This window comes from Ammoniphilus soli (assembly GCF_040813775.1).
In genome coordinates this window covers 1-14,813 of sequence record NZ_JBEGDL010000022.1, presented here as the reverse complement: position 1 = coordinate 14,813, position 14,813 = coordinate 1, and the positions used below count along the sequence as shown (strand labels likewise).

Here is a 14,813-nt window from a genome sequence, read left to right as displayed (position 1 = left end):
TGATAAATCCCATGTTTGCACCCCTCTTCTGTTATTTTTTCATATTTATTATTCATCCTGATGAATGGTTTATTTGCATATTTTTTGTGTTGTTTGTTCTTTTATCCATTGTTGTACCTTAAATAATCGAAAATCGAAAGCCATATGAAAAAATCCAGTCAATCGATATTGAGAAAAGTGTTTTTTTGTGATTTTTTCTAGAGCTTCTTCATAAGAAGTAAAGCCGAGCTTTTGAAAAAGAAACCAATCCAACGTCTGTTTTACATTCTCTGGATTCTTCCAATAATTCATCGGAACATTCAACAATTCCCACGGTTGAAAGTGACCGGGATACACTGCTTCGATGACTTGAAAAGGAGAATCCCCAAATAACTTAAAGATACCAAGAAGTCGATGTTTTTTTAAACTTAGACGGAACATTTGGCACGATTAACCATTAAGCCATCTTTCCTCCAGATTGGCTAGGAATTTTTTGGGATCTTTTTTAAAACGTAGATGCTTTACATGCTCCAGTGTTCGATTCTTCCACTGTTGTTTAACCATTTTATACGTTTCATAGTTTATGGAGGTGATGCGGAGTTGAATGTTTTCATCCTTGATGGCGTCTGCGGTCAATACAACATTCTCTCCGTGTCTCATAATGTAGCGATTCCAGCTCCGTAATCCGGTTATTCTACGATGATCCCTTTTAATCTCCCGAAAAAATAACTCTAAGTCATTATTCGTTCTTGGGATCAGAGGATGATCGTAGCACGTGAACAGTCCTTTCCAGAATCCTTTGCAGTAATTCATTAGATTGTCTACAAAAGGCTGATCCTGTTCTTTGTTAAGTTTCTTTTTGGTCTCATTCAGATATTGGTTTAATCGCTTTTCTACACTTTTTCCTGTCTTATTTTTCGCTGGCGCTAAAATGAGGGCGATTTGAATGATCCGATTATGCCATCTTGCTACCGCTTCGTAATCTTTGGAATAGCTCGTTACTTTACTGACTATTCTGAACAAGTTTTCAAGTAGAGGAGAGCCCCTTTTTTACCAGACATGTTTCTAGAGAGTCTTGAATCTCTTTCGTTCTCTCGTATACCTTCATGCCCGGTAAATCTAATGGAGCCTTCCCATCCTCCAATAAAACAGATCGAATGGCGGCTGCATAATCTAAGGCCACTTCGGCCTCTAAAGTGTCTGATGTGTTTGCTTTTTTCTCTACTGCACGTATTCCACGAAGATCCTTCTTTATGGAAGTCTTGAGTTTACGATCCTTATCTACCACAGGTTTTGCAATGTCCTTGAGATAATGATACTGGCAGTATTGATAAGGGAGGTTTGGCCTTAACTCCTCAATCGCCTTACGAATAGAAAGTTGCCCATCACTAACAAAACCAAGGATCGGAAACCCCAAGTCTAAAACAGGTCGGATAAATTCTTTTAATTCAGCGGTGGAACTACTTTTCACGTTCTTTGCAGCGACAACGGTTCCGCTTAACACTTCACGAATGACATAAAGAGTTTCATTTCCCTTTTCCGGTTGAACCCCATCGATCGATAAAACAATGCCTTTATGATCTTCGACTACTTGTCGTAATACCTGTTTGACATGGTCATCTAGACTAGCACGGAGGAGCAAAGAATAGCGTTCATAAAGCTTTTGAACGTTCCGCTCGGATGTCTTAACCCTCGTTGAAGAAGCTCTGCGGCAATTTCACCACGATGTTTGTGCTCTTTAAAACGCAACTGACCAATAAAAGCCAAAACATCCATTCCAAAGGTGACATATTTCATACTGTAACTTTCTGCTTCCGCTGAACGATAAACGGTAAAAAAAATGAAGTCCATCATGAAACTATGCGGTAAGCTTGCTCGCGTCTTAGTAGGAATGGCACGTAGTGGATTAGAGTACACCCCTGAAAAAGTATTAACGACTATACCAGTAGCAGCTTAATTTTAAGAGCATTGTACGAAAGTTGGCTTATTCGTAGGATTTCAACAAACAAAGCACGGAGTACCGGATGTACTTCACAAAAGGGCACCGACCCGTTCCGTTAGCAAAACCGGCCTCCACCCCTTGGATAGGCGTAACGAAGGAATGAAAGGGCTATGACCCGTTGAGACATGGGAGGGAAAGCCTCTAAGGTCTGCGTGGAAAATGCGTGCATGATAATGGTAGTATATGGGATTTTGTTTAGATCCCCTATTTCCTCATGCCCTCATTTAACTAAACTGGCCATGCCTCTTCCCCCTTCATCCATTATTCTTATTCCGAGTGAAAGAAATCCTACGAATGAGCGAGCTTTCGTGAGATAAATGAATTAAACTGAGGGAGTTTAAAAACAATCCACCTTCTCCATGCAGGTAAAATGCAATAATGAGAATAATTAAGATGACTATAAAGGCTATTTTTTGCCCAATTGGTTTTGGGAACATAGTTTCACCTCAACATGATATTAAACTTAAAAGAGAATAGGAACGTGTCTATGTCCCGAAGCTAACGATTCCCGTTAGTCCATGCAGCGCAAAACCAGCGCTGCACCACAGAGAATGAAAATATACAGAACTGTCCATACTGGTTCTTAATCCAGTCCATCCAATCCATAGATCAATGAATTGAGGCTCTCTCCATTTTTTTTTAAACGAATGAGACGGGTCCTCTTTGGTGTTGTCTTTTTTCGGAGTTTAGAGAAGTTTATTTTCATGGTTAAAATCGACTGCCAATTAAGCGGATGATAGATAAGTATAAATCTCTGTTAACATTAATATCGAATCTTTTGTTAAATCTGATGTGTGAGTTTATCTAAAGCCGAATATAATGATATCAGTTTCTTGCGGATATGGTATCTCTCTTTTCTTAAACGAGATAAATAGAAACGTTCTTCCAGTTTTTCTATTCGAACTTCTAGTTTCTGAATCATTGGTTCCACATCATAAATGTCATAAAATTCTTCTTTTCTCTCCTCCTCATGGATAATCATTTCCTCAGCCCATTGATTTTCATCAAACCACATAAGATCATCTCCTCTTAAATTTATGTATTCGTAAATACTTCGTAAGAGGAAGATGTTCTACACACACTTTTATAAATTTTCTTCGACCAGATAATTCGCAAATTTTCACCGTTCACTTATTTGTAAAGGTATACCTTTTTAACACGCTAAAAAACGCTAGATTTGCTGTTTGTAAAGGTATAAAATTTAATTAATAAATATTTGTAAAATAAATACCACCTTTACAAATAAAACGGAGTAGTTCAGTTCCATAGTGAATATGAGGTAAGTCCGAGATAAGTCCAAAAACGGCTATAGAGATGGATTTTTTCGGAAAATATAAATTGGACTACTTCAAATGAAAATAATGTTTTAGACTAAGCCCCGATAAACAACAAAGTGGCAATCCAGAACGATGAAAATAACGTCTGGATTGCCACTTTTTATTGAACTATCTCCTGTAAACAAAAAAAGAGAAGTAAGCGGTAGCTCTCCTTCCCTTCTTTATTTTTTAATCGCAATTAAAAACAACACTTTGCTTGAATTTAGGCATTCCTTCTGTTGAATTCGACCATGTAACCACCACTTCAAATTCTTCTGCACTTACTGGTAATGCAAAATTGTTAATAATCATGCCTTCTACTTTATGTTTAACCTCTGTCGGTTCCCCATTACAGACTATACAAGACATTAAAGACATTATTTCTGGACTGTTAAGTGATTTAATATACACCTAGAAGGAAAATCGATAAGCCGTATCCCTAATATTTTTGACCGATAGACTATAAGCTTCAGCATCTTCAGGGTTTGGCGGAGGAACTTTATCACTTGGCTTATTAATCTCTACCAACCATTTCTTTGAAGTTTCCGTTGTTGGTAATTCTTCAAAAAAAGGCTCATTATCAGCCCCAGCTATACCAGTAATCATCATTATTATCAAATCCACCGAAAAAAACTACTTTGAAATTACCTTTTCCCTTCACCTCCTATTCTCCGTAGATTTCCCTTTATTCAAAAACAAATATAACAAATGTCTCCAATCAGGTTTGTATAATTAACCTCCCCTTTGCTTCAACAAAATGAAAGAAGACTGCCTTAGCAGCCTTCCTGAATAATAAACTTCCGTTAGCCATCCATGTAGTGCAAAACCATCGCTGCACCACAGAGAATCCTCCCCTCAAATCCTAAATAATCCAGTTACTATGAAACGATATCCTTCTGATTCTTTCCTCCTTTCTCAAGACCCTTTAATCCACTAATCAAAAACAATACAGCGTTTGACCAAAAGATCGGAAAAAAACCTAATAGAGAACCGATGGAACCGAACAAAATGGGAACTAGAAGCTGTACGACTTTATTCACTGTAAGCCTTATGCCAAGCACTTCCCCTGTCCTTCCCTTAGGTGAATAGTTATAAGCCAATACAATGGATAAAGGCTGACCACACCCCAGAGCTAATCCTAGTATGAAAGATATCAGTGCTAATGAGATAAAATCATGGAACCAAGGAATAAGGAAAAATGGGACTGCCGATAAAAATAAGCACCCTGTCAGGATGGCTTCTTCATGGAATTTTCGGATTAGCCAGGGCAAAAATAAACGAACAATAAAATAGGCTGATGCATTGATACTAAGAAGGATACCGATTGTGGAAGCTGAGAAACCGATATGCTCAGCAAAAATAGGAAAATAAAATTCATACATGCCAATCCCTGTGAGCAGTACGCCACTCATCATATACATTTTTCTTAAAGCAGGCGAAGTTATAAGATCCATCAGACGCTCTTTGGAGTCCTCTTCTTTTATCGCGGTGCCTGGAAAGGGGAACCCATGCCAAACGATCAATATTCCGGGAACGGCAGCCATGATAGATAAGCCTAAATAAGTCGTTGCATAATTCAAATGGTCAATAGAAAAACCTGTTATAGCCGGACCTAGCAAACTAGCCAAAGAAATGCTTAAACTATTGGTAGAAAAGTTACGTGAGCGCGTTTCTAAACTACTTAAAGAACCTACTAGATTTTGTAGGGGGACAAGAACGAATATATATGCAAGCCCAAATAACAACTGAGATAGGTACAAGATAAAGAGTTTATCTGTGAATAAATAAGGCAATAAAAGAGCTAAACCTACACCTAGGGATCCAAAAACCAAAGGGATTCGATATCCTAACCTGTCAGACACTTTTCCCGCATAGATGGCAAGAATCATTGGAAACAACGCAGCTGATGCTATGATAAAACCCAATTGCACAGGGTTTGCTTGAAGTTGGATCGCATATAAAGTAGTGATCATGGTATTTCCACGCGCACTGAGATGAAAGAATAAAAAAAGTAGAATAATAAAATAAATCATATTTCGTGTTCCCTTTCTTGCAGGATGAAAAACAGCGCGTTCCTTTAATAACGGTCAAGTATAAATCTTAATACTCGCACCATTTAAGAACGCGCACCTAAAAGCCCTTAATCGAACGGGCACTCCACCCCATATCTCTTTCCAACTTCTACAAGCTCATCCACCACTTTAACGGATAGTGGAATCCCCGTAGTCTGTCTCTCTTTTGTCCTTTCGAATTCAATCTCTCCAGGTAGATAAATTTTCTCAAACCCTTCTGCAAGCGGAATACTCCGTATCTCTGCGATCATTTGATCGATACGTTTCTTAAACTCTTCCAATTCTTCAAATATATCTGCCCTCATGACAAAGAAAAATTGCCCTATATTTTGTTTTCGATCCAAATCCTTATTTAGACTAGCGATATAGGGACCAAACGCAGCGCCAGTTAATAAACCCGATAACACTTCCACAAGAAAGGCAAGGCCATAACCTTTGGCTCCCCCAACAGGAAGTACCAATCCGTCAGCGGCTTCCAAAGGATCAGTTGTCGGATGGCCTTCTTTTGATATGGCCCACCCTAATGGGATGGATTGATTATTTTTGCGCGCTAATGTAATTTTGCCACGTGCGACGACACTCGTAGCCATATCAAATATAATATCCTGTTCTTCCCCTGCAGGCACTCCATACGCGAAAGGATTGGTGCCAAAATAACCGACCTTTCCGCCCCAAGGTGCCATACTTGAAGGGGCATTGGTTGTTGCAATGGCTATACAATTATGCCTTGCCGCATACATGGTGTAGTCAGCCAGCATCCCACAATGGGTCGAATTTTTAATCCCTACTGCAGCTATGCCTGTCTTTTTCGCCTTACCGCGATTTTTATTCCTTCTGTGGCCAGAATGATACCTAGACCATTTCCTCCATCAATCAGCATGCTCGATGGCGTTTCCCTTACTGCAATGGGCTGGTTTTGTTTACTTGTTACACCGCAATCTAGCCGTTTAGTATAGATATCTACCCTGCTCACCCCATGAGAATCAATACCACGAAGATTCGCCAGGACAAGATGCCTGGCCACGGTGGAAGATTGATCCCCATCTAAACCTGCCGCTTGAAACACACGGTTCACAAACGATTCTAGAACTTCTTTGGTTACTTTTACCACTTTTCCGGACATTCTGCTTCATCCCTTTCAGTTTTACTCTTTCATAAATATTGGTAAAGACTTGCCTAAACGGTTAGACCAGTTCCACTTTTAATCCATGCTTTTGAAAAATATTCACCATTTGAACTTTAGCTTCTTCTTCATCTGGTCCATGAATTTCCAGTTGATATCGATCAGAAGTGACAAGAGTTACACTTAAACCAATGATGCTTTTTACGTCCAAATTTCTGTTATTTATACGAAGAACAATACTAGATTGAAATTGGTTGGCTGTTTGGTTGATTTCGATAATCGCCGTCGTCGTAATGATACTCATATATTCCCTCCCCTATTATTGCCACCCTAAAAGATCGCGAATATCTAGTAAACTCTTTTCTATTTCTTGTAATTGCTTTTTGTATTCTTCACTGTCTTTGTACTCAACTTGAAGACCAGATTCAGCCTGTTTTGCAACTTGCTCCTGATTCTTGATGGCTTTTTCAAAGGCGGTGCTGAGAATGTTAAGCTTTTCGGCGTCAAGTCCTTTCGGTGCGGCAAACCCTCGTGCAGCAAAAGAGGTAACGCCCTCATACCCGCTTTCTTTTAAAGTCGGAACGTCTGGAAGCATGGGTGACTTTTCTTCCGACATCACGGCTAAAACTTTTAGTTCTCCATCTTTATACAAGTTGATGACATCCACCACATTGGCAAATAAGACATCCACGTGGCCTCCTAATGCCATCGTCACTTCTTCGGCAGACCCACTGGTATGAACAGGGATAAACTTGGTGCCAAAAGCTTTATTAAGTTTTAGTGCCGCAATATGATCATCGCTTCCAGGTCCGGTTGTTGTCATTTTTAATTCATTGGTTTTTGCATATTCTAATAGTTCTTGGATCGTTTTAAACCGTGTTTCATCTTTTCGGATGGAAATGGTTCCGGGATCTGTAACATGGCTAGCAATCATTGTAAAACTATCCAGGGTTTCCTGCCTCTTTAATTTTGGATCCAAATAACCGGTCATCAGGTTTGGTGTACCGAGATAGCCGATCGTATAGCCATCTGGTTTAGACTGGACCAATTCTTGCCAACCAACCCAACCGCCTGCTCCAGGCTTGTTCTCGACCACAACAGGGACGCCCAATTCTTTTTCCAAATAAGGCGTTAAAATCCGTGCCCCTGTATCCATTCCGCCCCCGGCTGCAAAAGATACAATTAATTTAATCGGTTTGTCCGGGTATTTTTCACCAACAGCTGCTGTCTTTTCAGTGTCCTTTGCAGCAGCATCCTTTGCAGGCGCGTTGCTCCCGGCACCACATGCTGTTATGAATATAGAAAGGGCAAGCACTGAGATTAGGCTAGAAAATTTCTTCATTATATATCCTCCTTTACATAAACTGTTTTTCCACGATTAATGTGGCAGGAGGGAACATAGCGAATATTCCCTTTAATCGTGTCCCCTTCGGAATCACCATACTGAATTTCCGAATGATCAGGCTCTAATAGAAGAAGACGGTCGGTATAATCGAATTTTAAGCCCATAAACTCGCTTGTGGTTTGTAGAACGGATGAAAATACCTCATCTCTTGAAAGTCCTCCAGCTACAAAACGGGATACGATATAACTCATATCACCGACAGGCGGTTTCTGCCATGTATTTCTTACGATGTCCGAGCTGATGAAATGAGGTTTAATGCCTTCTGATATGGCTTGCTGAAACACCTTCCAGGCAAAGTGCTTGCTACCTTGTCCCACATCTAACAATAAGCCTCGTTCAACGGCTGTTTTAAAAGTTGCAGATACTTTCCCGTTAGCATCAAGAACATGCCCCCTTTTGCCATGATAAGGGTGGGTCAGGATATCTCCTGGACGCAAAATCTCCACTACTTCCTCAATGGTTAGTAAAGAATCTGTAAGATGGACCATCATTTTCAAGCCACTCTTCTCTGCTGCTGTACGAGCAACCTCAAGCAACCCACGGTCCGTATGAGCATCTACTTGACCTAACCTTACTTTATAACCGTAAAGCCTATCCCCTGCTATAGAAGCTGTTTGCAAAAGAAGTTCCATCGAAATGTTTTCCGGCTTCGTCGGGTTGGGATTCGGATGAATCGTCAGCCCCTCTGGGAGTACAGATAGCCATGAGCGAATTTCCAAAGGGCTATTTTGCCATAATCGATCTGCGTTGGCCCATCCATCATATCCAAATGTTCCAGCATCCACACAAGCCATAACTCCTGAAGATAGATATTCTATATCGGTTACGGCAACTGAAGCTCCAGGTGCCCACACATGGCAGTGAAAATCTATCAGTCCGGGGATTAATAAAGAGTCTTCCGAAAGCTGGATGGTCCGATCCTCTTCGTTCAGGACAGTTATATCTAGGCTTTCATTATGAACAAAACGATTTTTTTCCCAACGCAATCCGCCAATAAATTGCCAATTTCCCATTCCTCTTCACCTCAATAGTTTCTTAGTTTAGTTCACTTTTTTATTGACATCTTTTGATAGAAAGGGCTCTTCCCATCTATCATGAGAGCATGATCGGCTGCAAACATGTCAGCATAATGTAAAATATACGCTTCATTCGATGAGCCATGAAAAGGGCTGTTCGTGGAATGGGTTGCCACAATACTTATAACTTTTTCAGAAAAACCCATTTCCTTTAAGAGCAAAGCCCCCAAAACTCCATGCTGGATTTGACTTGCCAAGTCCGTCTTTTCAATCCTGTCTTCCCTGGTAGCAAGCAAGAGGGGTTTGTCTATATCATGAAGAATAAAAACCTGCAACAAAGTCTCCCAATCAATCGATACATCCCATCGTTTTATGGCTTGTTCAGCTAACATCGTCCCAAAATGAACCACATCATTAACATGGTCAGTTAGCTTATAAAAAGAGAAAGTGAAGCCTGGAATCTGCTCCAGGCTAGAAAAGCTGCTGCTTTTCCACGAACTGATCCACGCGGTGATCATTTTCTCCTGCGAATCGTAAGACATGCGCTCAAGGCCGGTTAACCAGTTTCTAACCTGATTGCGTTCTTCACTTGAACCGGTCTGAATTGTGTAAAAAGCCATCTCTTTACCTCCATAGACACTTACAATTATTCTTTAATCAAACTTACCAACCCAATAGCCCCTTTAATCCGTTCATGATCGCTTCTTCTTTCTTTAAGGTCTCTACGAGGGCTTCTCCTTTTGTACCATCAATATTTAACCCCATATCGCTCATCTTTTTTACATGCTCGGGGTTATTCATTGCTTTATCGAACGCATCTTGAAGCTTGGCTGTAATTTGTGGATCCATTCCTTTTGGACCTGCAATCGCCCTAAGGGAATGATATTCAATAGACGAACCATTGCTTTCTTTTAATGTCGGTACGTCTGGCAACTGAGGTACTCGCTCGGGTGTCAAAACTGCAAGGATCTTTAATTCACCTGCTTCTTTTTGTTCTAAAACTTCCCCAACCTTTGCAAATAATATATCCACATGCCCTCCTAGAACACTTGTCATCGATTCCGAGGAGCCACTGAATTGTACCGATCTTAACTTTGTCCCCAATTGCTCATTCATTTGCAGAGCAGCAATATGATTTTCAGTCCCAACCCCATTGCTGTTTACAGAGACCTCATTTTTCTTTGCATATTCAATTAACTCATTTACATTCGAGAAACGGTTATCATTTGCGCGTACAGCAATGACACCCGCGTCAACAACATGATTGATAATAAAATGAAAGCTATCCAAATTCTCTTTTCTTTGCGCAGATGGGTTCAAGTAACCGGCAAAGACAGCAGGTGCATTTACATAACCGATCGTGTAACCATCCGGTGTTGCACTGAGCATTTCTGCCCAGCCCACCCAACCTCCACCGCCAGGCTTATTTTCAACCACTACCGGAACTCCTAACTCCTTTTCTAAATATGGCGTTAACTGACGGGCTCCCAAGTCCGTACCTCCGCCTGCCGCATAAGAAACAATTAATTTGATAGGCTTATTAGGGTAAGCACTTTCAACAGAAGACTTTTCGTTGGTATTTACCTCTGGATTGGAACTAACGTCTTTCTGTGAAGAACATCCGATCATAGCCGAGAAAATGAGGGCTAATATACTTATTGAAAAGATTTTTCTCATAAATTCCTCCACTTAGATTACATTTCCACATCTTCTGTAACTAATCGTTTATTCCTTAAAGAAGCTACGATGCTGAAGATAATGGCCGTAATAGCAATTGCAAGGATCGTACCGGAGATTGGACGAGTGAAAAAGCCAAAGAAGTCCCCTTGAAACATAGTTAATGACTGCAGCAACGTTTTCTCTAAAAGAACGCCCAATACATAAGTCAAGATAATTGGGGCAAGAGGAAATTCTGCTTTTTTAAGGAAATAGCCAATAATCCCAAACACTAACATGGCACCTACATCAAACAAACTGTTTTTCAAGCTATACGTCCCAACGATGGTGATCATAAGAATGATCGGGAAAAGAATTCGGTAAGGGACCATCGTAAGTCTTGCCCAAAGGTTGGCCATAGGTAAGTTCATAATTAATAGCATGGCATTCCCGATGAACATACTAGCGATAATTCCCCAAACAAAATCAGGATTCTTCTCGAAAAGTTGCGGACCAGGCGTCAGCCCATGCATAATAAAGGCCCCTAACAATACGGCAATCGCTGGAGAACTGGGAATCCCTAGGGTAAACAAGGGAATCAATGCCCCGCCACAATAAGAATTGTTGGCCGTTTCTGGACCTGCAACCCCTTCTACTGCTCCTTTTCCAAAACGGGAAGGATCTTTTGCCAGCTTTTTCTCCATAGAATAACTTAGAATGGTCGGAATGACCGAGTTGGTTCCAGGAATTAAACCGATGACAAAGCCTAATATACTTCCGCGACCTATCGACATCATCGTTGGCTTCCATTCTTCACGGTTGGGCAGGAGTCCCGTTACCATCGGTGGTTTTTCTGCATTTGCGCGCATGCTTGCTTCCGCGTTGAGGAACAGTTCAGATAGACCAAATAGTCCCATGGCAATGGAGATGAAATCGAAGCCGTTCATTAAATGAATTTCACCAAATGCAAATCGGATGATGCCTGAACTCGGGTCTTGCCCGACAAATGCCAAAGACAATCCGAAGAGGGCCCCAAGAATCCCTTTGAGTAGAGATTTTCCCATTAACCCAAGGAGTAGCGCTAATCCTAAAGACACCAAAGCAAAAAATTCTGGAGGCCCAAATTTCAATGCCTGTTTTGCTACAAGGGGTCCAATTAATACCAAACCAATAATGGAAACAATCCCACCAATAAAGGAACCGATTCCTGCACTACCTAGTGCTACCCCTGCTCTTCCTTGCTTTGCCAATGGGTGCCCATCTAAACAAGTAATCAGCGATGCTGCCTCCCCTGGGGTATTAATCAGTACAGAGGTAATGGTTCCCCCATACATCGATCCGTAATAAATCCCAGACAACATGATAATGGCAGACACAGGTTCTAGCGCAAAGGTTAGAGGAAGCAGAAGGGCAGTTCCCGCTGTCGGTCCGAGCCCTGGCAGCACACCAATCAGCATTCCAAAGGTTACGCCCATAAGGCAATAAAGCAAATTCGTCCACGTAAGCGCTGTTTCAAATCCCGATAATAAATATCCTAATGATTCCATACCACTTGTTCCTCCTACCAACCAAATTCATTTACAGGTAATGGAACCTGTAGCAACACACCAAATACGCCAAAGATAATAACGGCTACCGAGATGGATAGTCCCAAGGCCCAAGGCCATTTATGCCCTCGCAAAAATAAGATAAACAATGTAATGGAACTGCCAATGAGGAAGCCAGCAAACGGAACGATAATCATAAACAGAATGAGCGAGCCCATACACGTTATGACGTTGATGAATCCCTCCCCTTTTGGTAACGCTTGTGAAAACAGAATGACATCTTTCTTAATCGTTATGACAAGGTATATAAGAGCTAATACAATGATCAAACCGCCTGTCCAGAGAGGCAACAGCCCTGGACCTGGGCCATAGTCGCTATAGTACTCCATGGATAGGGATTCGGAGAGGATAATGCCGCCGATCAGCAGAAAGAACAAACTAATGTAGACCCCTAGATTTTTCAATCCAACTCACATCCTTTATAAAAATATCTATAATAGAAGCTAGGCTGTAGACTTCTCTAGCTCCTTCACTACAGCCTAGTTCATGTTTCTACCAGCCTAACAAACTCTTAAGCTCGATCACGGACGCCTCTTCCTTACTCAGCATTTCTTTGAAGTCTGCGCCTTTGGTGCTATCGATATTAAGTCCCAAATCACTCATTTTCTTCTCATGTTCAGCATTCTTCATCGCCTTTTCAAAGGCATCTTGGAGCTTAGCTACGATTTGCGGATCTACTCCTTTAGGAGCGGCTATCCCTCGAATCGAATAGTTTTCAATATCTGCCCCGACTGCCTCTTTTATAGTAGGGACATCTGGCAATTGTGGAACGCGCTCTGCCATCATGACTCCTAGTACCTTTAATTGGCCATCTTTCATCGGCTCCACTACTTCTCCTACCTTGGCAATCAATACATCTACATGTCCGCCCAGCACACCGGTTAGGGCTTCAGATGTTCCGGAGAATTGAACCGCTCTGAATTTGGTTCCCAGTTCTTTGTTCATTTGAAGGGAAGCGATATGGTTTCCAGAAGCTACTCCGTTGCTACTTGCAGATAATTCGTTAGTCTTAGCGAATTCTATCAATCCTTTCAAATCGCTAAAGCGTTTTTCATCCGCACGGACAGCAATAACTCCCGCATCTTTAACATGATTGATAATGAATTCAAAACTATCCAGGTTTTCTGTCCTTTTGGCTGTGGGATTGACATAGCCTGTGATTAAGCCAGGCGTATTGACGTAACCAATCGTGTAGCCATCCGGTTTGGCGCCAAGCATTTCCGAATAACCGACCCAACCGCCTGCACCCGGTTTATTTTCTACCACCACAGGCACTCCTAATTCCTTCTCTACATGAGGGGCTAACAAGCGTGCCCCCATATCTGTTCCTCCACCCGCGGCAAAAGAGACAACTAACTTGATGGGCTTATTCGGATAATCTGATTTCTCTGTATTCGCCTGCTCACCAGTTGACTCTGCAGGCTTTGTAGCCTCAGATGAATTTGTTTGTTGAGTGGAACACCCGACAACCGTTCCAAGGGATAATGCAATAGCCAGTACAGAAGTAAGAAGTTTTTTCATAGACATCGCTCCCTATTTATAAAATGTTTTCATTTAAGCTTCTTTCATTGAAGCTATAACGTCTAACCAACGCTCTGGGGTCATTCCCTTGAAACTTTTCCTTCAGATTGCACTCAGCTAGTAGCCGAAGTTTGTCTCGAGCCGCCTTCGACATGAGAGAATTGATTTTCGATGATTCCAGCATATCAATCGATCCTTCTAATTCGATAGATCTTCGGAGCGCATGGATGGAAGTGCCTGTGACCAAACGGTTCATCGTCTGTTCAAAACTCCTGCCATTCATGGTCTCGCTAATCGAACCAATCACCAGTTCGTCCACGTTAAATTCATGGGCAGCCTCTAACAGTTCAATAAATAAGGCCGCAACCCCTTTCATGTAGATGCTGCGAATGAGCTTCACCGCTGAAGCATCTCCTGGGTTATCGCTCACCTTACTGATCTCCATCCCGTAAGGCGACAACGTGGTCATCAAGGCATCTGTTCCATCCCCGCTCGCAAGGATTGGCACCTTATGCTTATACACCGGCAGCGGTCCCATCATGGCGGCATCCACAAAGCTGACCCCTTTTTCTTGAATATTCTTCTGAATCTTTCTCTTTACATCAGGGGCGGAGGCGGATACATCCACGTAAATACTATCTTTTTTCAAAAAAGGCTTTAAAGACTCGCTTACTTCAAGTGCTTTGTTGGCAGGCACGGCTACGAATAAGATGTTGACTTGCCCTAACACCTCTTCAGGTGTCGTCAGTAGTTCCACTTGCGCTAGACGAGCTCGTTGTTGAACCAATGACCCGAAGGTCGGATGGTTCCATACCGGATCGAAGGCGAGGATATGTTCCATACCTTCTCCTTTCAATCCGGTAGATAATTCAAAAGCAGCTTCTCCAAACCCAATAAACCCCAACTTCATCTCTATTGATCCTCCCAACTAAAATCCAAAGCTAGCCATTTTCTCTCGTAACCATGAGGGTTGGATGGTTCCGCTCGCCACTCCTTGCTTGCGTTTCTCCCCAAAGTCCGCAATGGCATCCATGCGCTGTTGTTCATACTCTAATTTTTTTTCTGCTTTCTCTATCGCTTCTTCGATTTTTTCTCTTGGAACGACAATGACACCGT

General features: G+C 41.7%; 16 protein-coding genes and 2 pseudogenes. All 18 read right to left on the bottom strand.

Going from position 1 to position 14,813, the window contains the following annotated elements:
* Positions 1–69: 69 nt before the first annotated feature.
* A complete protein-coding gene (locus ABLT31_RS27445) occupies positions 70–420 on the bottom strand; it encodes a hypothetical protein (RefSeq protein WP_367757874.1) in 351 nt (116 codons plus the stop codon).
* 9 nt (positions 421–429) lie between these two features.
* On the bottom strand, positions 430–1,002 hold the full coding sequence (locus tag ABLT31_RS27440) for a hypothetical protein (protein WP_367757872.1): 573 nt from the start codon (positions 1,000–1,002) through the stop codon (positions 430–432).
* A gap of 4 nt (positions 1,003–1,006) precedes the next feature.
* Positions 1,007–1,621, bottom strand: coding sequence for a hypothetical protein (locus ABLT31_RS27435; RefSeq protein WP_367757870.1), 615 nt, complete (start codon positions 1,619–1,621; stop codon positions 1,007–1,009).
* A complete protein-coding gene (locus ABLT31_RS27430) occupies positions 1,600–1,833 on the bottom strand; it encodes a hypothetical protein (protein ID WP_367757868.1) in 234 nt (77 codons plus the stop codon). The genes ABLT31_RS27435 and ABLT31_RS27430 overlap by 22 nt, the downstream gene beginning before the upstream one ends.
* A 929-nt stretch (positions 1,834–2,762) precedes the next feature.
* A complete protein-coding gene (locus ABLT31_RS27425) occupies positions 2,763–2,996 on the bottom strand; it encodes a hypothetical protein (protein WP_367757866.1) in 234 nt (77 codons plus the stop codon).
* Between the two features lie 712 nt (positions 2,997–3,708).
* Positions 3,709–3,921, bottom strand: a complete 213-nt coding sequence (locus tag ABLT31_RS27420) for a hypothetical protein (protein ID WP_367757864.1) — start codon at positions 3,919–3,921, stop codon at positions 3,709–3,711.
* 254 nt (positions 3,922–4,175) lie between these two features.
* Positions 4,176–5,330, bottom strand: coding sequence for an MFS transporter (locus tag ABLT31_RS27415; protein ID WP_367757862.1), 1,155 nt, complete (start codon positions 5,328–5,330; stop codon positions 4,176–4,178).
* A 107-nt stretch (positions 5,331–5,437) separates the two neighbouring features.
* Positions 5,438–6,492: pseudogene (locus ABLT31_RS27410) on the bottom strand (Ldh family oxidoreductase).
* A gap of 61 nt (positions 6,493–6,553) precedes the next feature.
* The gene (locus ABLT31_RS27405) at positions 6,554–6,796 is read right to left on the bottom strand and encodes an HPr family phosphocarrier protein (RefSeq protein ID WP_367757860.1); all 243 of its coding nucleotides are present in this window, start codon (positions 6,794–6,796) and stop codon (positions 6,554–6,556) included.
* Positions 6,797–6,811: 15 nt separating this feature from the next.
* Positions 6,812–7,834 (bottom strand): tripartite tricarboxylate transporter substrate binding protein, encoded by a 1,023-nt coding sequence (locus ABLT31_RS27400; protein WP_367757858.1) that lies wholly within the window; start codon positions 7,832–7,834, stop codon positions 6,812–6,814.
* Positions 7,834–8,910, bottom strand: a complete 1,077-nt coding sequence (locus ABLT31_RS27395; protein ID WP_367757856.1) for a hypothetical protein — start codon at positions 8,908–8,910, stop codon at positions 7,834–7,836. The genes ABLT31_RS27400 and ABLT31_RS27395 overlap by 1 nt, the downstream gene beginning before the upstream one ends.
* 32 nt (positions 8,911–8,942) lie before the next feature.
* A complete protein-coding gene (locus tag ABLT31_RS27390) occupies positions 8,943–9,533 on the bottom strand; it encodes an HDIG domain-containing metalloprotein (RefSeq protein WP_367757855.1) in 591 nt (196 codons plus the stop codon).
* A 43-nt stretch (positions 9,534–9,576) separates the two neighbouring features.
* Positions 9,577–10,590: a tripartite tricarboxylate transporter substrate binding protein gene (locus ABLT31_RS27385; RefSeq protein WP_367757854.1), complete on the bottom strand. Its 1,014-nt coding sequence runs from the start codon at positions 10,588–10,590 to the stop codon at positions 9,577–9,579.
* Positions 10,591–10,607: 17 nt separating this feature from the next.
* Complete coding sequence (locus tag ABLT31_RS27380; RefSeq protein ID WP_367757852.1) at positions 10,608–12,116, bottom strand: tripartite tricarboxylate transporter permease; 1,509 nt, start codon at positions 12,114–12,116, stop codon at positions 10,608–10,610.
* 14 nt (positions 12,117–12,130) lie between these two features.
* Entirely contained in the window at positions 12,131–12,580 is a 450-nt protein-coding gene (locus ABLT31_RS27375; protein WP_367757850.1) for a tripartite tricarboxylate transporter TctB family protein, read from the bottom strand.
* 88 nt (positions 12,581–12,668) lie between these two features.
* Positions 12,669–13,697, bottom strand: a complete 1,029-nt coding sequence (locus ABLT31_RS27370; RefSeq protein WP_367757848.1) for a tripartite tricarboxylate transporter substrate binding protein — start codon at positions 13,695–13,697, stop codon at positions 12,669–12,671.
* Positions 13,698–13,713: 16 nt separating this feature from the next.
* On the bottom strand, positions 13,714–14,607 hold the full coding sequence (locus tag ABLT31_RS27365; protein ID WP_367757846.1) for a DUF1932 domain-containing protein: 894 nt from the start codon (positions 14,605–14,607) through the stop codon (positions 13,714–13,716).
* Between the two features lie 18 nt (positions 14,608–14,625).
* Positions 14,626–14,813, bottom strand: a pseudogene (locus ABLT31_RS27360) (RraA family protein); the annotation flags it as partial.